This is a genomic window from Rhizobium sp. 05L429, assembly GCF_056397645.1.
In genome coordinates, this window is record NZ_JBFTNV010000050.1 from 34,015 (window position 1) to 53,718 (window position 19,704).

Below are 19,704 nucleotides of genomic sequence, written 5' to 3' on the forward strand. Positions count from 1 at the left end.
GAATGAATTACTCGACGATCGAAGCGACGATGCCTGCACCGACGGTACGGCCGCCTTCGCGGATAGCGAAGCGAAGCTTTTCTTCCATCGCGATCGGAACGATCAGCTCGACGTCAACGGTGACGTTGTCGCCAGGCATGACCATTTCCGTGCCTGATGTTGTCGCCRGCCTGGCCCTGATCGAGCAGCTTGCGGAACATTTCAACGCCGGTAACMGTCGTCTTCGACGTCGCACGAATGCCGACGATCTCGACTTCTTCGCCAACCTTGACGATGCCACGCTCGACGCGGCCGGTCACAACCGTACCACGGCCCGAGATCGAGAACACGTCTTCGATCGGCATCAGGAACGGCTGGTCRATCGGACGCTCAGGCGTCGGGATGTAGGCGTCGACAGCAGCCATCAGCTCGCGGATCGCGTCTTCACCGATCTTCTTGTCAGAATCTTCAAGAGCAGCAAGCGCCGAACCCTTGACGACCGGRATGTCGTCGCCCGGGAAGTCGTAGGACGACAGAAGTTCGCGAACTTCGAGCTCGACGAGCTCRAGMAGYTCRGCGTCGTCAACCTGGTCGACCTTGTTGAGGAACACSACGATCGCCGGAACGCCAACCTGGCGGGCGAGCAGGATGTGCTCGCGCGTCTGCGGCATCGGGCCGTCAGCAGCAGAGCAGACCAGGATCGCGCCGTCCATCTGCGCAGCACCGGTGATCATGTTCTTGACATAGTCGGCGTGGCCGGGGCAGTCGACGTGSGCGTAGTGRCGGGCCGGCGTCTCATACTCGACGTGAGCCGTCGAAATGGTGATGCCGCGCGCCTTTTCTTCCGGTGCAGCGTCAATCTGGTCATACGCCTTGTATTCACCGAAATACTTCGTGATCGCTGCCGTCAGAGACGTCTTGCCGTGGTCAACGTGGCCGATCGTGCCGATGTTGACGTGCGGCTTGTTGCGCTCAAACTTACTCTTTGCCATTTTCGGCTCTCCATTTTTGGCCCCGAAGGGCGCTAATTCTTGTTATCGGTCAATTGGTATTCCGGTCACTTCTGACCGGAATACTTTGCCTGGATTTCGGTTGCGACGTTCGACGGGACCGGCGCGTAATGATCGAAGGTCATCGTGTACTGAGCACGGCCCTGCGACATGGAGCGCAGGTTATCGACGTACTTGAACATGTTCGCCAGCGGAACGTTGGCGTTGATGACAACAGCGATACCACGGCTTTCCTGGCCCTGGATCTGACCACGACGGGAGTTCAGGTCGCCGATGACATCGCCGACATAATCTTCCGGGGTGACGACTTCGACCTTCATCATCGGCTCGAGGAGCTGAGCACCGGCCTTCTTCGCTGCTTCACGGAAGCAAGCGCGGGAAGCGATTTCGAACGCCAGGACCGACGAGTCGACGTCATGGAAGGCGCCGTCGATGAGGGTCGCCTTGACACCGAGCATCGGGAAGCCAGCGAGCGGACCCGAAGACAGAACGCTTTCGATACCCTTCTGAACGCCGGGGATATATTCCTTCGGAACAGAGCCGCCAACGATCTTGGATTCGAACTTGAAGTCTTCGCCATCCGGGTTCGGTTCGAAGACGATCTTCACGCGAGCGAACTGGCCGGTACCACCGGACTGCTTCTTGTGCGTGTAGTCTTCTTCGTGTGCCTTTGTGATGGTTTCGCGGTAGGCAACCTGCGGCGCGCCGACGGTTGCTTCGACCTTGAACTCACGACGCATGCGGTCGACGATAATGTCGAGATGCAGTTCGCCCATACCGGCGATGATGGTCTGGCCGGATTCCTGGTCGGTCTTGACGCGGAAGGACGGATCCTCAGCAGCCAGACGGTTGAGCGCGAGGCCCATCTTTTCCTGGTCGCCCTTGGTCTTCGGCTCGATGGCGATCTGGATGACCGGCTCGGGGAATTCCATGCGCTCAAGGATAACCGGCTTCAGCGGGTCGCAGAGCGTATCGCCAGTGGTGGTTTCCTTAAGACCGGCGAGAGCGACGATGTCGCCAGCGAAGGCTTCTTCGATGTCTTCACGCGAGTTGGAATGCATCTGCAACATGCGGCCGACGCGCTCGCGCTTGTCCTTGACCGTATTCATGACCGACGCGCCCTTTTCGAGCTTGCCGGAGTAGATGCGTGCAAAGGTGAGCGAACCGACGAACGGGTCGTTCATGATCTTGAAAGCGAGCATGGACAACGGCTCGCTGTCATCGGCGTGACGCTCGATCTCAGCGTCCGTCTTGAAATCGACGCCCTTGATCGCAGGAATGTCCATCGGCGACGGCAGGTAGTCCACGACAGCGTCGAGCAAAGGCTGAACGCCCTTGTTCTTGAACGCTGTGCCACAGAACATCGGATGGAACTTGACGTCGATCGTGCCGCGGCGAACGAGTTCGCGGATCTTGTCGTTGTCGGGCAGGATGCCTTCGAGATAGGCTTCCGTCGCGGCTTCGTCGATGTCGACGACCGTTTCGATCAGCTTTTCGCGATATTCTTCAGCCTTGGCCTTCATGTCCTCAGGGATCTCGACGACATCCCACTGAGCACCCAGCGACTCGTCGCGCCAGATGAGAGCGTTCATCTCGATGAGGTCGATGACGCCCTTGAATTCGGTTTCTGCACCGATCGGCAGCTGCATGACGACAGCCGTTGCGCCGAGACGGGTCTTGATCATCTCGACGGAGCGGTAGAAGTCCGCACCGGTCTTGTCCATCTTGTTGCAGAAGATCATGCGCGGAACATTGTACTTCTCAGCCTGGCGCCAGACGGTTTCCGTCTGGGGCTCAACGCCGGCGTTGGCATCGAGCAGCGCAATGGCGCCGTCGAGAACGCGCAGAGAACGCTCGACTTCGATGGTGAAGTCGACGTGGCCGGGAGTGTCGATGATGTTGAAGCGGCGGGTCTTGCCGTCACGGCCCTTCCAGTAGGTCGTGGTAGCAGCGGACGTGATCGTGATACCGCGTTCCTGMTCCTGCTCCATCCAGTCCATCGTGGCTGCGCCGTCGTGGACTTCGCCGATCTTGTGCGACTTGCCGGTGTAATAAAGAATACGCTCGGTAGTCGTGGTCTTGCCGGCGTCAATGTGCGCCATGATACCGAAATTGCGGTAGTCTTCGATCTTATATTCGCGAGCCATAATGGACTGCCTTTCGATATCGTTCGGGATTACCAGCGATAATGCGAGAACGCGCGGTTGGCGTCAKCCATCTTGTGCGTGTCTTCGCGCTTCTTGACCGCAGAACCGCGGTTGTTCGAGGCATCGAGAAGTTCGCCCGAGAGACGATCGATCATGGTGGTTTCGTTGCGCTTGCGAGCAGCAGCGATCAGCCAGCGGATGGCAAGAGCCTGACGACGCTCCGKACGGACATCGACCGGAACCTGGTAGGTCGCACCACCGACGCGGCGCGAACGGACTTCAACGTGCGGAGCGATGTTGTCGAGCGCGGAATGGAAAACCGTCAGCGGCTCCTGCTTCGACTTGCCCTGCACGGAGTCAAACGCGCCGTATACGATGCTTTCAGCGACGGACTTCTTGCCGTCGAGCATGATGGCGTTCATGAACTTCGTGACAACGAGGTCACCGAACTTCGGGTCCGGATTGATCTCGCGCTTTTCTGCTTTATGGCGTCTGGACATACTTCTCGTCTCTTTAACTGTTAAGGCGCTCTACCACGCGGAGGACTTCGCGCAGCGCCGGGGATCTCACTTCCAAGCCTTTCCGGGCGATATCGCCCGGGGCGAAATTACTTCGGACGCTTCGCACCGTACTTGGAACGGCGCTGCTTGCGGTTCTTGACACCCTGGGTATCGAGAACGCCGCGGATGATGTGGTAACGGACACCCGGAAGGTCCTTGACGCGGCCGCCACGGATCATGACGACAGAGTGTTCCTGAAGGTTGTGACCTTCGCCGGGAATGTAACCAATGACTTCGAAGCCGTTGGTGAGGCGGATCTTTGCGACCTTACGCAGAGCCGAGTTCGGCTTCTTCGGCGTCGTTGTGTAAACGCGGGTGCAAACACCACGCTTCTGCGGGTTCTCCTGAAGAGCGGGAACCTTGTTACGCTTTACGTTCGCCTGGCGAGGCTTGCGGATCAGCTGGTTTACGGTAGGCATTCAACCATCCCTTACGTTTGTCTCAACAGCCCTTACGGGCTCGAACTTCGCCGTCTCCGGCACTGCCACACATATTTTCCCTCAATGCGCAAAATATGGCCCGATCCGCTTCCGCAGATGGACCACATAGAGCAGAGGACGCAAAAAAGATGCGTCATGCGTGCAGCATCATGACTTCAACGTGCGTTTAGAACCTTGTTTGAGGCGATCTTCAGGGCGCGTCGCCCCGAACAGCCAAACCTCACATGGGATCCGATGGCCGGCGTACTACTGGTTTCCGCCCTCTTCGTCAAGGCCGGTTAAGAAATAATCTCCGCCCCGACGGCTTGAAAAGCCCTGTGAACACGCTGTTTACAGGCTCTTTAGGCCGGTTAAAGATACCCGGCAAGATAAACTTGGGCATTGCAGCAAAAACGGATAGGAATCAGTATTTGCAGACATCAAGCCCTTATATGGGATCTGCATATTGCGATTCTCAGACAGCCGAAGGACAAAAAGATGATCGGGACACCGGACAATGACAACAATTTCGACGGACCGATGATCTTCATCATCATCGGCAAGGGCTATGAATCCGATACGAGCGAGGGCGTGGACCTGCACGTCATGCTGAAAGCCGCCGATGACGACAGCGCCGTGCGCGAAGCCTTGAACGCGCTCGCCGAGGAAGGCTTCATCGAAGCCGATCTCGACCAGATCGGCATGCTGACCGAAGTGCCCTCCGAAGAGCCGCATGCATCCGCCTACCAGGGTGCGCTGGACGGCGAAGTCTCGATCATCCGCTTCAGCTAGACCTATATATAAAGAACAAAGCCTGCGCGCCGGCGCGGGCCCAATCCTCCCACCCTCACCTTTTCCATTTTGGCCGATATCAATGAGGGCGGCGAGCGTGCGGCGGGTTCTCGCAATACCGTCGCCAGCGGTCTCTGCAAGTGCAGCATTCCTTTTTTGCGTATCCCGAACTGCAGGCCGCAGTCCGTCTGCGTTCAGGCATCTTCCGCCTGCCCTTCGATATTGGCCTGCGCTCGCGGTGACCGCTGACAAACCACCTTTTGGCGTGCCAAGACCGAGTTGTGCTGCGCGCTCGGTCTTTAAGCCTCAGCAACGATTTCAGCGAAGCCGCCCGGCCGTTGCCGGCGGCTTTGTCTTTTACTGCCATGAAGCGCCACCGGTATGCGATACTAAAATTCCGGACGTCCGACATCTGTCCGCATTGCTGCCGTCAGCAGCCCGCTCCAGCCGCGTAACAGGCATCCTGATCTGCTCCGGGTCCGTCTATCTTGCCGCCATCGTCGCAACGCTGTTTATCGGCGCGGCACCCCATCTCCCACGATCTTTCGGACAAAGAAAAACCGCCCGGATTTCTCCGGGCGGTTTTGAATTTGAGAGATACCGAGTTGCCGATTATTCGGCAGCCGGGGCGCTTTCGTTCGCCAGGTCCTGCAGCATCGGCGTTGCGACCCCTGCCCCGGAGCCCTTGCGGCGCTCTTCCAGGATCAGGTCGTCGCGAGCCGTCGCGATGCGGCGGATCTGGGTCATGGTGCCACCGGTACCAGCCGGGATCAGACGGCCGACGATGACGTTTTCCTTCAGACCCTGCAGACCGTCGGTCTTGCCGGCKATCGCGGCTTCCGTCAGCACCTTGGTCGTTTCCTGGAAGGAAGCGGCCGAGATGAAGGACGGGGTCTGCAGCGATGCCTTGGTGATGCCGAGCAGAACCGGGTCACCGCTGGCAGGCTTCTTGCCTTCCTCGATGAGGTGGTCGTTGACGTCTTCCAGTTCGATACGGTCGACATTGTCGCCGACAATGTACGTGGAGTCGCCTGCATCGGTGATTTCCACCTTCTGCAGCATCTGACGGACAATCACTTCAATGTGCTTGTCGTTGATGACAACGCCCTGCAGACGATAGACTTCCTGGATTTCGTTCACGAGGTAGGAAGCCAAGGCTTCCACGCCCTTGATCGCCAGGATGTCGTGCGGAGCCGGGTTACCGTCGAGGATGTAGTCACCCTTTTCGATATAGTCGCCTTCCTGAAGGTGGAAGGGCTTGCCCTTCGGGATCAGGTATTCGACAGGCTCGACACCGTCTTCTGCCGGCTCGATGATGACACGACGCTTGTTCTTGTAGTCGCGGCCGAGGCGGATCGTACCATCGATCTCTGCGATGATGGCGTGGTCCTTCGGACGACGGGCTTCGAACAGTTCTGCAACACGCGGCAGACCACCGGTAATGTCCTTGGTCTTGGCGCTTTCCAGCGGCGAACGCGCGAGAACGTCACCCTGAGAGACCTTCGTGCCCGGCTCGACCGACAGGATTGCATCGACCGAGAGCAGGAAGCGGGCTTCGCCACCGCGGGAAAGCTTCGCGACATTGCCGCTTGCATCCTTGATGACGATGGCAGGCTTCAGGTCCGAACCGCGCGGGGTCGAACGCCAGTCGATAACCTGACGCTTGGTGATGCCAGTGGCTTCGTCGGTCGCTTCGAGAACGGAGAGGCCATCGACGACATCTTCGAACTGAACCGTACCAGCTACTTCCGTCATCATCGGACGGGTGTAGGGATCCCACTCCGCCAGACGCTGACCGCGCTTGACCTTGTCGCCTTCGTCGACATGCAGCTTCGAACCGTAGGCAACACGCTGCGAGGAACGCTCCACACCACGCTCGTCCAAGATCTGGACGGTTATGTTGCGGCCCATGGCAATGAGGTTGCCATCGGAGTTGCGCAGGATGTTGCGGTTCTTGATCTGCACCGTACCTTCGTACGAGGCTTCCAGGAACGACTGGTCGACCACGGTTGCCGTACCACCAAGGTGGAACGTACGCATGGTGAGCTGCGTGCCCGGTTCGCCGATCGACTGAGCCGCGATAACGCCGACGGCTTCACCCATGTTAACAGGCGTACCGCGTGCGAGGTCGCGGCCGTAGCAGACCGCGCAGACGCCCGTCTGGATTTCGCAGGTCAGTGCCGAACGAATACGAATCGACTGGATACCAGACTTTTYGATTTCGACGACATCAGGCTCGAGGATCATCCTGCCGGCATCGACGATACGCTCGCCGGTGATCGGATGGTCGATATTGTCAAGAGCCGTACGGCCGAGGATACGGACACCGATCGAGGCAACGACCTGGCCGGCATCGACGATGGCAGTCATGGTGAGGCCGGTTTCGGTGCCGCAATCGACGTGCGTGACGATGCAGTCCTGCGCAACGTCAACGAGACGACGGGTCAGGTAACCCGAGTTCGCAGTCTTGAGCGCGGTGTCTGCCAGACCCTTACGGGCGCCGTGCGTCGAGTTGAAGTACTCGTTGACGGTCAGGCCTTCCTTGAAGTTCGAGATGATCGGCGTCTCGATGATTTCACCCGACGGTTTGGCCATGAGGCCGCGCATGCCGCCCAGCTGACGCATCTGGTTCGGAGAACCGCGGGCGCCCGAATGGGACATCATGTAGATCGAGTTCATCGGCTTCTGGCGACCGGTCGCCGGATCGAATTCAACAGCCTTAATACGGGCCATCATCTCTTCGGCGACCTTTTCCGTCGCCTTGCCCCAAGCGTCGACAACCTTGTTGTACTTTTCACCCTGAGTGATCAGACCGTCATTGTACTGCTGCTCGTATTCCTTGACCAGGCTTTCGGTGTCGTCGACGATCTTCGCCTTGGTGTCCGGAATGACCATATCGTCCTTGCCGAACGAAATGCCGGCGCGGCAGGCATGGCTGAAGCCGAGCTGCATGATGCGGTCGCAGAAAATGACCGTGTCCTTCTGGCCGCAATGACGGTAGACCGCGTCGATCATCCTGGAGATGTTCTTCTTGGTCATTTCCTGGTTGCAGATATCGAAGGTCACCTTGCCGTTCTTCGGCAGGAGTTCGCCGATGAGCAGGCGGCCCGGCGTTGTCTCATAGATCTTCGAGTACGGCTTGCCGTCCTCGCCGATCGACTTGAAGCGACCGCGAATCTTGGTGTGCAGCGTCACGACCTTGTTTTCCAGGGCGTGGTGCAGCTCACCGAGGTCGGAGAAGGCCATGCCTTCGCCCGGCTCGTTCTGGTTCATGATCGACAGGTAGTAGAGGCCGAGAACCATGTCCTGCGACGGAACGATGATCGGTGCGCCGTTTGCCGGATGCAGGATGTTGTTCGTCGACATCATCAGAACGCGGGCTTCGAGCTGGGCTTCGAGCGACAGCGGCACGTGAACGGCCATCTGGTCACCGTCGAAGTCGGCGTTGAAGGCCGTGCAGACGAGCGGATGCAGCTGGATAGCCTTGCCTTCGACCAGCATGGGTTCGAAGGCCTGGATGCCCAGGCGGTGCAGCGTCGGTGCGCGGTTCAGGAGAACCGGATGCTCGCGGATGACCTCGTCGAGGATATCCCAGACCTCAGGCTTTTCCTTTTCAACCAGCTTCTTGGCCTGCTTGACGGTCGAGGAATAACCCTTGGCGTCGAGGCGGGCATAGATGAACGGCTTGAAGAGCTCGAGCGCCATCTTCTTCGGAAGGCCGCACTGATGCAGCTTCAGTTCCGGACCGGTCACGATGACCGAACGGCCGGAATAGTCGACGCGCTTGCCGAGCAGGTTCTGACGGAAGCGGCCCTGCTTGCCCTTGAGCATATCCGACAGCGACTTCAACGGACGCTTGTTAGCGCCGGTGATGACGCGGCCACGGCGGCCGTTATCGAAGAGCGCGTCGACAGATTCCTGCAGCATGCGCTTTTCGTTGCGGATGATGATACCCGGTGCGCGCAGTTCGATCAGGCGCTTCAGACGGTTGTTACGGTTGATGACGCGGCGATAGAGATCGTTCAGGTCCGATGTCGCGAAACGACCACCGTCCAGAGGAACCAGCGGGCGCAGGTCCGGCGGGATGACCGGAACGACCTTCATGATCATCCATTCCGGACGGTTGCCAGATTCCATGAAGTTCTCGACGATCTTCAAACGCTTCATCAGCTTCTTCTGCTTGAGGTCCGACGTGGTGTCGGCAAGCTCGGAGCGAAGGTCGCCAGCGATCTTTTCGAGGTTCATCGATGCGAGCATCTCGTAGATGGCTTCGGCACCGATCATGGCCGTGAACTGATCTTCGCCGTATTCGTCGACGGCGAGCATGTACTCTTCTTCGGACAGGAGCTGGTGCTCCTTGAGCGCGGTGAGACCCGGCTCAGTGACGATGTAGTTTTCGAAGTAGAGGACGCGCTCAACATCCTTCAGCGTCATGTCGAGCAGCGTGGAGATGCGGCTCGGCAGTGACTTCAGGAACCAGATATGGGCAACGGGAGCGGCGAGCTCGATATGGCCCATGCGCTCACGGCGAACGCGCGACAGCGTGACTTCGACGCCGCACTTTTCGCAGATGATGCCCTTGTACTTCATGCGCTTGTACTTGCCGCACAGGCACTCGTAGTCCTTGATCGGTCCGAAGATGCGCGCGCAGAAGAGACCGTCGCGTTCAGGCTTGAACGTACGGTAGTTGATGGTTTCCGGCTTCTTGATCTCGCCGTAGGACCAGGAAAGAATCTTCTCCGGAGAGGCGATCGAAATCCGGATGGAATCGAAGTTCTGTGCAGGCACCTGCGGATTGAAAAGATTCATGACCTCTTGGTTCATGCCTGTCTCCTTCATGGGCGAAAGCGCCCTTAGCTTGCGAGGTTGGCGGCAAATTCCCGGGAGCCGCGCCAGCGCTTAAACGACAATAACCGCAGAATGCGGCGAAAGCGTCCCTGCCCGGCCGACACATTACGGGGCCATGGCGGGAACGGTGTGCGCCCTAAGGCGCACACCTTATCATGTGGTTACTCGGCAGCATCCGGCAGCTGGCCTGCAGCCTGCAGCTCCTCGATCTTGGAATTTTCGAGCTCGACGGAGAGACCCAGCGAGCGCATTTCCTTGACGAGAACGTTGAAGCTTTCCGGAATACCGGCCTCGAAGGTGTCGTCGCCACGGACGATCGCTTCGTAGACCTTGGTGCGGCCGGCCACGTCGTCCGACTTCACCGTCAGCATTTCCTGCAGCGTATAGGCTGCACCGTAGGCTTCGAGTGCCCAGACTTCCATTTCGCCGAAGCGCTGGCCGCCGAACTGCGCCTTGCCGCCCAGCGGCTGCTGGGTAACGAGCGAGTACGGGCCGATCGAACGAGCGTGGATCTTGTCGTCGACCAGGTGGTTGAGCTTCAGCATGTAGATGTAGCCAACCGTGACCTGGCGGTCGAACTGCTCGCCGGTACGACCATCGTACAGTGTCGACTGGCCGCTTTCCTTGAGACCCGCCAGTGCCAGCATGTCGTTGACGTCACCTTCGTGAGCGCCATCGAAGACCGGCGTCGCAATCGAAACGCCGCGCTTCCACTGGTCAGCGAGACGCAGCACCGATTCATCGTCGAAATCCTTGACCTGTTCGGCCTTCGGACCATCGCCGACAACGTCGCCAATCGTCTTGCGGAGCGGTTCGATATTGCCGTTGGCCCTGTAGGCTTCCAGCATATCGCCGATCTGACGACCCATGCCGGCGCAAGCCCAGCCAAGGTGTGTCTCGAGGATCTGGCCGACGTTCATGCGCGAGGGAACGCCGAGCGGGTTCAGAACGACGTCGACATGCGTGCCGTCTTCCAGGAACGGCATGTCTTCCACAGGCACGATGCGCGAAACCACACCCTTGTTGCCGTGACGGCCGGCCATCTTGTCGCCCGGCTGGATCTTGCGCTTAACAGCGACGAAGACCTTGACCATCTTCATGACGCCCGGAGGCATTTCGTCGCCACGCTGGACCTTCTCGACCTTGTCCATGAAGCGCTGTTCAAGGCGCGACTTGGATTCGTCGTACTGGCCACGAAGCGCTTCGAGTTCGCTCTGGACCTTTTCGTCCTCGACGGCGAACATCCACCACTGCGAGCGGGGATATTCGGAGACGACGGCGTTCGACAGCTCGGTGCCCTTCTTGAAGCCCTTCGGGCCTGCAATGGAGGACTGGCCGCGCAGCATGTCGATCAGACGGCCGTAGACGTTACGGTCGAGGATCGCCTGCTCGTCGTCACGGTCCTTTGCCAGACGCTCGATCTCTTCGCGCTCGATTGCCATCGCGCGCTCGTCTTTTTCAACGCCGTGGCGGTTGAAGACGCGCACTTCGACGATCGTGCCGTAGGTGCCGGGCGGCATGCGCATGGACGTATCGCGAACGTCGGATGCCTTTTCACCGAAGATGGCGCGCAGGAGCTTTTCTTCCGGCGTCATCGGGCTTTCGCCCTTCGGGGTGATCTTGCCGACCAGGATATCGCCCGGCTGAACTTCGGCGCCGATGTAGACGATACCGGCTTCGTCGAGATTCTTCAGCGCTTCTTCCGAAACGTTCGGAATATCGCGCGTGATTTCTTCCGGACCAAGCTTGGTGTCACGCGCCATCACTTCGAATTCTTCGATGTGGATGGAGGTGAACACGTCGTCGGCAACGATACGCTCGGAGAGCAGGATCGAGTCTTCGTAGTTGTAGCCGTTCCAGGGCATGAACGCGACGAGCGCGTTGCGGCCGAGCGCCAGATCACCGAGATCGGTCGACGGACCGTCGGCGAGAATGTCGCCGCGGTTGACCTCGTCACCGACGGTTACCAGCGGACGCTGGTTGACGCAGGTGTTCTGGTTCGAACGCTGGAACTTCTGCAGGCGGTAGATATCGACGCCGGATTTGCCGGCTTCGAGGTCTTCCGTGGCGCGGATAACGATACGCGTCGCGTCGACCTGGTCGACCACACCGCCGCGGCGTGCGCCGATGGCAGCACCGGAGTCGCGGGCGACGACCGGTTCCATGCCGGTGCCGACGAACGGTGCTTCAGCCCGCAGAAGCGGAACGGCCTGACGCTGCATGTTCGAGCCCATGAGAGCGCGGTTGGCGTCGTCGTTTTCCAGGAACGGGATGAGAGCGGCTGCGACCGAAACGACCTGCTTCGGCGAGACGTCCATCAAGTTCATGCTGTCGCGCGGAGCGAGCATAACTTCACCGGCGTGACGGCAAACGACGAATTCGTCGACGAAGGAACCATCGGACGTCAGTTCGGCGTTGGCCTGGGCAACATAGTACTTCGCCTCTTCCATAGCGGAGAGATAGAGCACATCACTGGTCACCTTGCCGTCGACGATGCGACGATACGGGCTTTCGATAAAGCCGTACTTGTTGACGCGTGCGAAGGTTGCCAGCGAGTTGATCAGACCGATGTTCGGGCCTTCCGGCGTTTCGATCGGGCAAATACGGCCGTAGTGCGTCGGATGAACGTCGCGGACTTCGAAGCCGGCACGCTCGCGGGTCAGACCGCCCGGGCCAAGAGCCGAGAGACGGCGCTTGTGGGTGATTTCCGAGAGCGGGTTGACCTGGTCCATGAACTGCGAGAGCTGCGAGGAACCGAAGAATTCGCGGACGGCTGCAGCAGCCGGCTTGGCGTTGATCAGATCCTGCGGCATGACCGTGTCGATTTCGATCGAGGACATGCGTTCCTTGATCGCGCGCTCCATGCGCAGCAAGCCGAGACGGTACTGGTTCTCCATCAGCTCGCCGACCGAGCGGACGCGGCGGTTGCCGAGGTTGTCGATGTCGTCGATCTCGCCCCTGCCGTCGCGCAGTTCGACGAGCATCTTGACCACGGCCAGGATGTCGTCCTTGCGTAGAATGCGGACGGTGTCTTCGACGGTCAAGTCGAGGCGCATGTTCATCTTGACGCGGCCGACGGCGGAGAGATCGTAACGCTCCGCATCGAAGAACAGCGAGTTGAACATGGCTTCGGCCGATTCCATSGTCGGCGGCTCACCCGGACGCATGACGCGGTAGATGTCGAACAGAGCGTCCTGGCGGTTCTCGTTCTTGTCTGCCGTCAGCGTATTGCGGATGTAGGCGCCGACATTGATGTGGTCGATGCCGAGAACCGGGATCTCGTCGAAGTGATTGGCGAGGATGATACCCAGCGTCTTCTCGTCGATTTCATCGCCGGCTTCGAGATAGATCTCGCCCGTCGAGTAGTTGACGATGTCTCCGGCAAGATAGTTGCCGTACAGATCGTCGTCAGTCGCCTTGAGAGCCTTCAGGCCCTTGTCGGAAAGCGCGCGAAGCAGACGCGGGGTCAACTTCTTGCCGGCTTCGACAACGACTTCGCCGGTATCGGCGTCAACCATCTCGGTGATCGCCTTTGCACCCTTCAGCGTTTCCGGCTTGAAGGGAATGCGCCAGCCTTCGCCGTCACGCTTGTAGAGCGACTTCGTATAGAAGGTGTCGAGAATTTCCTCGCCGTCCATGCCGAGGGCCATCAGCAGCGACGTCACCGGAATCTTGCGGCGGCGGTCGATACGGGCATAGACGATGTCCTTGGCGTCGAATTCGATATCGAGCCAGGAACCACGATACGGGATTACGCGGGCAGCAAAGAGCAGCTTGCCGGAAGAATGGCTCTTGCCCTTGTCGTGATCGAAGAAGACGCCCGGCGAACGGTGCATCTGGGATACGATCACGCGCTCGGTGCCGTTGACGATGAACGTGCCGTTGTTCGTCATGAGCGGCATGTCGCCCATGTAAACGGACTGTTCCTTGATGTCCTTGATCGACTTGGCGCCGGTATCCTCGTCGATATCGAACACGATGAGACGGAGAGTAACCTTCAGCGGCGCGGCATAGGTCAGGTCGCGCTGGCGGCATTCGTCGACGTCGAACTTCGGCGGTTCGAATTCATAGGATACGAACTCCAGCATCGAAGCGCCGGAGAAATCGGTGATCGGGAAAACGGACTTGAAGACTGCCTGAAGGCCTTCGTCGGGACGACCGCCCTTGGGCTCTTCAACCATCAGAAATTGGTCGTAGGATGCCTTCTGAACCTCGATGAGGTTCGGCATTTCTGCGACTTCGGGGATTTTACCAAAAAACTTGCGTACGCGCCTACGACCATTGAACGAAAGGGTCTGAGCCATCGTCGCTCCTTCAAAAATTGCATCCGGGCCTGCAACGGACGGGAACCGATGGCCAGTCGATCCCGTCAACCAATGAGTAGTTCAACCTCGTCCCACCTCCCGAAACAGCCAGGCCGGATTGCCTTGGTGCCTCGGTTCGAGACCATGCTCTTGAAGAACCCATTACCCAAAAGCCGTTTTCACGCGGCTTTTGGGTAATTCGTTCAGAAAAACGGCAAATGGGAGGCAGTAAATACCCCGCCTCCCAGATGCGGTTCAAGATTACTTGACGTCGGCCTTTGCGCCAGCGTCTTCAAGCTTCTTCTTGATGTCAGCGGCTTCAGCCTTGGAAACAGCTTCCTTGACAGCCTTCGGAGCAGCTTCGACCAGGTCCTTGGCTTCCTTGAGGCCGAGGCCGGTGATAGCGCGGACTTCCTTGATGACGTTGATCTTGTTGGCGCCGGCATCCGTGAGGATGACGTCGAACTCGGTCTTTTCTTCTTCAACGACAGCAGCAGCGGCAGCACCACCAGCGGCAGCAACAGCTACCGGAGCAGCAGCGGAAACGCCCCACTTTTCTTCGAGAAGCTTCGACAGTTCTGCAGCTTCCAGAACGGTCAGCGAGGACAGGTCGTCAACGATCTTTGCGAGATCAGCCATTTTACTAGTTCCTTTTGTTCGGTTCGAACCGGTTGATTATAAACAGCGAAAAACCGCCTTAAGCGGCTTCGTCCTTCTTGGCGTAGGCCGCAAACACACGGGCAAGCTGGCTTGCCGGTGCTGCAACAACCCCAGCGATGCGGGTAGCCGGTGTCTGGATCATGCCCAGCAGCTTCGCACGCAGCTCATCGAGCGAAGGCAGGGTCGCAAGCGACTTGACTGCTTCAGCGTTGAGCGTGGTTGTTCCCATGGCGCCGCCGAGAACAACGATCTTGTCGTTGGTCTTGGCAAAATCCATGACGACCTTCGGAGCGGTGATCGGATCATCGCTATAAGCAATGAGGGTCTGACCCTTGAAGAGATCAGAAATCCCTTCCGCTTCCGTACCCTGAAGGGCAATTTTGGCCAGGCGGTTTTTCGCGACCTTGACGGTGCCGCCAGCAGCGCGCATCTTCGAACGAAAATCGTTCATCTGCGCGACTGTAGCACCAGCATAGTGGGCCACGACAACCGAGCCCGATGCCTTGAAGACATCGTTCAGTTCCGTGACGAATTCGCGCTTTTCCGCTCTTTCCACTGCCTATCTCCAGTTGGCGGGACCGTTGAACGGACCCACCGGGTTGCCTTTGCCTCCTGGGATCAGAAGAGATCCCAAGCGACGCTTGAGGATCCTGTCCCCTCGCGCTCCGCGCCACTTAAGGCAAAGGAGGCACAAGGCATCCAAGGCTCGAACCGACTTCCTAGAAGTATAACTTCATGCAATTCGGGTCTTACCCGTCTCATGCAGGCAACAGTGATTAAGGGAAAACCACCTGCAATCTCGGACAGGATTCCGGATTTCTCCGGAATATTCCGGCCCCTTGCGAGGCCGGAATTCTTGTTATCAGGCCGAAGCCCGATGAAACTTAAGCAGCCGGAGCCGCTGCGGTGACCGTGCCAACTTCGATCTTGACGCCCGGACCCATGGTCGAGGAGAGCGCTACGCGCTTGACGTAGTTGCCCTTGGCGCCAGCCGGCTTTGCCTTGATGACAGCGTCAGCGAAAGCACGGATGTTTTCTTCCAGAGCCTTGGCTTCGAAGGACGCCTTGCCGATGCCGGCATGAACGATACCGGCCTTCTCGACGCGGAACTCGACAGCGCCGCCCTTGGAAGCCTTGACGGCTCCAGCGACATCCATCGTAACCGTGCCAACCTTCGGGTTCGGCATCATGCCACGCGGGCCAAGTACCTTACCAAGGCGGCCGACGAGCGGCATCATGTCCGGGGTCGCGATGCAACGATCGAAGTCGATCTTGCCGCCCTGAACGATTTCTACGAGCTCTTCAGCGCCGACGATGTCAGCACCGGCAGCCTTGGCTTCATCAGCCTTGAGGCCACGGGCGAAAACGGCGACGCGAACCGTACGGCCGGTGCCGTTCGGCAGGTTGACAACGCCGCGAACCATCTGGTCAGCGTGGCGCGGGTCAACACCGAGGTTCATCGAAACTTCGATGGTTTCGTCGAACTTTGCTACGGCACGTTCCTTGACCATGCCGATGGCGGTCGTCAGAGCGTAGAGCTTGGTCGGATCAACACCTTCGTTGATCTTCTGAGTGCGCTTGCCTGCCATGGTCTTAACCCACCACTTCCAGGCCCATGGCGCGGGCAGAGCCCTCGATCATCGCCATTGCACCTTCAATATCTGCTGCGTTCAGGTCCTTCATCTTAGCTTCTGCGATCGTCTTGATCTGAGCCTTGGTGAGGGTACCAGCCTTTGCGCCCTTGCCCGGGGTCTTGGAACCGGACTGGATCTTTGCTTCCTTCTTCAGCCAGTAGCTGACCGGAGGCTGCTTCATCGCGAAGGTGAACGACTTGTCCTGGTAATAGGTGATGACGACCGGGATCGGCATACCCTTTTCCATTTCCTGCGTAGCCGCATTGAACGACTTGCAGAATTCCATGATGTTAATGCCACGCTGACCAAGCGCCGGACCAATCGGCGGGGACGGGTTTGCCGATCCTGCCTTGACCTGAAGCTTGAGCTGGCCTGCAACTTTCTTAGCCATATCTCTCTGCCTTTCACTGACGGCCGGTCGCCCGGCCCTTGATGCCGGATCACTCCGGCGGCTGCGGTTGCGTGGTGCGGGTCTTTGAGGTCCGGCTTGACCCCCTCACCTTCCACGCGATGCGGCGTTTGCCGCACGAGGATCAGTCAATGACGACCGAACCCCGATCTCGAAATCAGACCTTCTCGACCTGAGCGTATTCCAGCTCAACCGGCGTGGCGCGGCCGAAGATCGATACTTCCACCTTCAGGCGCGAACGCTCTTCGTCGACATCCTGAACCGTGCCGTTGAACGATGCGAACGGGCCGTCGGAAACGCGAACCTGCTCGCCGATTTCGAAGGTAATGGAGGCCTTCGGGCGCTCAACACCTTCCTGGACCTGGCCGAGGATGCGATCAGCCTCGGAATCCGGAATCGGAACGGGCTTGTTGTCGGAGCCCAGGAAGCCTGTAACCTTCGGCGTATTCTTGATCAGGTGATAGGCTTCGTCCGTCAAGTTGGCACGAACCATGACATAACCCGGGAAGAACTTGCGCTCGGAATCGACCTTGCGGCCACGACGCACTTCCACCACCTTCTCGGTTGGCACGAGAATCTTCTCGAACAGGTGCTCGAGCCCCTTCTGGCGAGCCTTGTTCTCGATGTCCTCAGCCACCTTCTTTTCGAAATTGGAATATGCGTGGACGATGTACCAACGTGCCKCCATTTTCATCTCCACCCGTATCAGTTGCMGGTATTGAGCACGAAGCTCAGCGCCCAGCCAATCAGCTGGTCAGCGGCAAAGAAAAACAGCGCAGCAAAAACAACCATAAACAGCACCATGACCGTCGAGATCATCGTCTCGCGGCGCGACGGCCAGGTAACTTTGGACGTTTCCGCGCGAACTTGCTGCAGAAACGCGAATGGATTGGATTTGGATGCCATCGACTGCCCACGCAATTACGGCGCGTAAAGCTGAAACTATCAGCCCCACGCACCGCGTGTCTGTTGAACCCTAAATAAACACCGATCCCCGAATACACAAGAGGGAAACCGATGCTTAACGAAATTTGTTGCCATATGCGCAATCCTCGCCGGAACGCTGCGTTCACGTCCGCGCTCTCCGTTCAAGGAAAATGGCAGGGGCAGTAAGGCTCGAACTTACGACCTGCGGTTTTGGAGACCGCCGCTCTACCAACTGAGCTATACCCCTTTACGCTTTGCATTCAGCCTGTTGACCTTACGATCATGAGCCGGTGAAAAGCATGGCGCTCCCTTTAAGACGGCGGCTCGGGATATGCAAGAGCGATTTTCGATTTTCAGAACCATTCTCCGAAAGCAACCGGAAAAAGCGATCAGCACTGGCGGCATTACGCTGCCGGACGCAGTATGCGACACGCCCGGCACCGATGTCCATTAACCGGAATCTCACACACCCACGTATTTGCGCCAGTCGTGCTCTTCCTTGAAACCGAGCACTTCGCGAATCTTGCGGTTGGAAAGCAGGCTTTCATATTCGCCGATATCGCGGGCGAAGGGCACATTCGGGAAGAAGCGTTTGGCGAGCTCTTTCGACGGCGTGTTGGCCGAAACGGTATCGTTGGCGGCATTGAAGACCTGGAAACCCAATCCATCCTTCTCGATGCAGAGATGGACGATCTGGCCGAGATCGCGCGCGTCGATATAGCTCCAGGCGATGCGCTTGCGCATCTCCGGATTGGCGAAGTAGGTCGGGAATTTCTCGTATTCGTGCGGCTCGATGACGTTACCGATACGCAACGCATAGATGTCGAAGCCGGAGCGCTCGGCGAAAGCGCGTGCCGTCTTCTCGTTCACGACCTTGGAGAGGCCGTAGGAATCCATCGGATTGACATCATAGTCTTCCTCCAGCGGGAACTGATGGAAATCGCGATGGCCTTCCGCGAAGCAGACGCCATAAGTGGTCTCGCTCGAGGCGACAATGATCTTCCTGATACCAAGCTTCACCGCCGCCTCGATGACATTGTAGGTGCCCATCGTATTGATTCGGAAGGTTTCGTTGTCGGGTTTGATCAGGATGCGCGGCACCGCAGCGAAATGGACGACGGCGTCGAAGGACTGCACGCCCTTGCCTGCGTCCAGATCAGGAAAATCGCGATGCATGGAAAGCACATTGAACATCTGGCCGCTATCGGTGATGTCGGCAATGAGATTGGTGACGCCGGGGCTCTCCAGCGGCACGAGATCGACATTGTGGACTTCGTAGCCTGCATTGACGAGCCACGGCACGGCATGGCGACCCGCCTTGCCCGAACCGCCGGTGAAAAGAATGCGCTTTTTCATGAAATATCCTCCGCGTCGTGAAATCGGAGGCATAGATAAACTCTTCCGCGCGAAGAGCAAGCGAGCGTCACGCAAGCAGGTTCAAACCCGCTTCGGCCAGGAGCTTCCAACCGGAAGCACCTGCGCTGTCATTTCCAATCACCGCCGAATTTTCCGGCGATCCTGCAAGGTCATCACTTGACGACGCTTACCTCATCCACCTGCACGCCGGCCGCCTGAACGACCTCTTGCGGAATTGCAGCGATGAAAAACATTGTGAAAACGTACATTGCGAATATCGTCGCAACGAAGGTTGCCTTTTGAATCATGCTGGCTCTCCTTTCTACAAGAAGGAGTCTGGACCATAAAAGCCGGATCGCAAAACGCTTTCTGAACGCGAGATGAATAAAGTGCTGCGTCTGGAAATTTTAACGATATTTTTACAACATCTCATGGACGGCCAGACGCCCATCAGAAACGAAAAAACCCTGCTGTTTCCAGCAGGGTTCTTCCTTAATCTGAGATATCGCGATTACTCGACGATCGAAGCGACGATGCCTGCACCGACGGTACGGCCGCCTTCGCGGATAGCGAAGCGAAGCTTTTCTTCCATCGCGATCGGAACGATCAGCTCGACGTCAACGGTGACGTTGTCGCCAGGCATGACCATTTCCGTGCCT

At 58.4% G+C, this 19,704-nt stretch carries 15 protein-coding genes, 1 tRNA gene and 1 pseudogene; 1 reads left to right on the plus strand and 16 read right to left on the minus strand.

The genetic code is table 11. The features are described 5' to 3' along the window. Positions 1 to 7: 7 nt before the first annotated feature. The 4 genes and pseudogenes from AC1DNW_RS33645 to rpsL all read right to left on the minus strand — a co-directional run bounded on the left by AC1DNW_RS33645 (position 8) and on the right by rpsL (position 4,115). Positions 8 to 971, minus strand: a pseudogene (locus tag AC1DNW_RS33645) (elongation factor Tu). A gap of 65 nt (positions 972 to 1,036) precedes the next feature. Next, positions 1,037 to 3,136: an elongation factor G gene (fusA, locus tag AC1DNW_RS33650; protein WP_477855560.1), complete on the minus strand. Its 2,100-nt coding sequence runs from the start codon at positions 3,134 to 3,136 to the stop codon at positions 1,037 to 1,039. Positions 3,137 to 3,165: 29 nt separating this feature from the next. Beyond that, positions 3,166 to 3,636: a 30S ribosomal protein S7 gene (gene rpsG, locus AC1DNW_RS33655; protein WP_477855561.1), complete on the minus strand. Its 471-nt coding sequence runs from the start codon at positions 3,634 to 3,636 to the stop codon at positions 3,166 to 3,168. A gap of 107 nt (positions 3,637 to 3,743) precedes the next feature. Continuing rightward, positions 3,744 to 4,115 carry a 30S ribosomal protein S12 gene (gene rpsL, locus AC1DNW_RS33660; protein ID WP_003547537.1) on the minus strand — a complete coding sequence of 124 codons (372 nt, stop codon included), beginning with the start codon at positions 4,113 to 4,115 and terminating at the stop codon, positions 3,744 to 3,746. A 498-nt stretch (positions 4,116 to 4,613) separates the two neighbouring features. Between rpsL and AC1DNW_RS33665 the strand changes: the two genes are divergently transcribed. After that, the gene (locus AC1DNW_RS33665; protein WP_112547859.1) at positions 4,614 to 4,907 is read left to right on the plus strand and encodes a transcriptional regulator; all 294 of its coding nucleotides are present in this window, start codon (positions 4,614 to 4,616) and stop codon (positions 4,905 to 4,907) included. A 612-nt stretch (positions 4,908 to 5,519) separates the two neighbouring features. Here the strand turns inward: AC1DNW_RS33665 and rpoC are convergent. The 12 genes from rpoC to AC1DNW_RS33725 all read right to left on the minus strand — a co-directional run. Then, entirely contained in the window at positions 5,520 to 9,731 is a 4,212-nt protein-coding gene (rpoC, locus tag AC1DNW_RS33670) for a DNA-directed RNA polymerase subunit beta' (RefSeq protein ID WP_477855562.1), read from the minus strand. 185 nt (positions 9,732 to 9,916) lie between these two features. Beyond that, entirely contained in the window at positions 9,917 to 14,059 is a 4,143-nt protein-coding gene (gene rpoB / locus AC1DNW_RS33675; protein WP_113302147.1) for a DNA-directed RNA polymerase subunit beta, read from the minus strand. Positions 14,060 to 14,320: 261 nt separating this feature from the next. After that, a complete protein-coding gene (gene rplL, locus AC1DNW_RS33680) occupies positions 14,321 to 14,698 on the minus strand; it encodes a 50S ribosomal protein L7/L12 (protein ID WP_113302146.1) in 378 nt (125 codons plus the stop codon). 58 nt (positions 14,699 to 14,756) lie between these two features. Next, positions 14,757 to 15,275, minus strand: coding sequence for a 50S ribosomal protein L10 (rplJ, locus tag AC1DNW_RS33685; RefSeq protein WP_113311884.1), 519 nt, complete (start codon positions 15,273 to 15,275; stop codon positions 14,757 to 14,759). 328 nt (positions 15,276 to 15,603) lie between these two features. After that, a complete protein-coding gene (rplA, locus tag AC1DNW_RS33690) occupies positions 15,604 to 16,308 on the minus strand; it encodes a 50S ribosomal protein L1 (RefSeq protein ID WP_113302145.1) in 705 nt (234 codons plus the stop codon). A gap of 4 nt (positions 16,309 to 16,312) precedes the next feature. Next, positions 16,313 to 16,744, minus strand: a complete 432-nt coding sequence (gene rplK, locus AC1DNW_RS33695; RefSeq protein WP_007817112.1) for a 50S ribosomal protein L11 — start codon at positions 16,742 to 16,744, stop codon at positions 16,313 to 16,315. 175 nt (positions 16,745 to 16,919) lie between these two features. Continuing rightward, positions 16,920 to 17,450 (minus strand): transcription termination/antitermination protein NusG, encoded by a 531-nt coding sequence (gene nusG / locus AC1DNW_RS33700; RefSeq protein ID WP_477855563.1) that lies wholly within the window; start codon positions 17,448 to 17,450, stop codon positions 16,920 to 16,922. A gap of 17 nt (positions 17,451 to 17,467) precedes the next feature. Continuing rightward, positions 17,468 to 17,668 (minus strand): preprotein translocase subunit SecE, encoded by a 201-nt coding sequence (secE, locus tag AC1DNW_RS33705; protein WP_477855564.1) that lies wholly within the window; start codon positions 17,666 to 17,668, stop codon positions 17,468 to 17,470. A 192-nt stretch (positions 17,669 to 17,860) separates the two neighbouring features. Then, positions 17,861 to 17,936 (minus strand) — tRNA-Trp (locus AC1DNW_RS33710). Between the two features lie 215 nt (positions 17,937 to 18,151). Beyond that, on the minus strand, positions 18,152 to 19,045 hold the full coding sequence (locus AC1DNW_RS33715) for an NAD-dependent epimerase/dehydratase family protein (protein WP_113311885.1): 894 nt from the start codon (positions 19,043 to 19,045) through the stop codon (positions 18,152 to 18,154). Between the two features lie 173 nt (positions 19,046 to 19,218). Beyond that, the gene (locus tag AC1DNW_RS33720) at positions 19,219 to 19,353 is read right to left on the minus strand and encodes a hypothetical protein (protein ID WP_477837307.1); all 135 of its coding nucleotides are present in this window, start codon (positions 19,351 to 19,353) and stop codon (positions 19,219 to 19,221) included. A 203-nt stretch (positions 19,354 to 19,556) separates the two neighbouring features. Then, positions 19,557 to 19,704 (minus strand): EF-Tu C-terminal domain-related protein (locus tag AC1DNW_RS33725; RefSeq protein ID WP_477816249.1); only part of this gene is annotated, 148 nt, incomplete at its 5' end.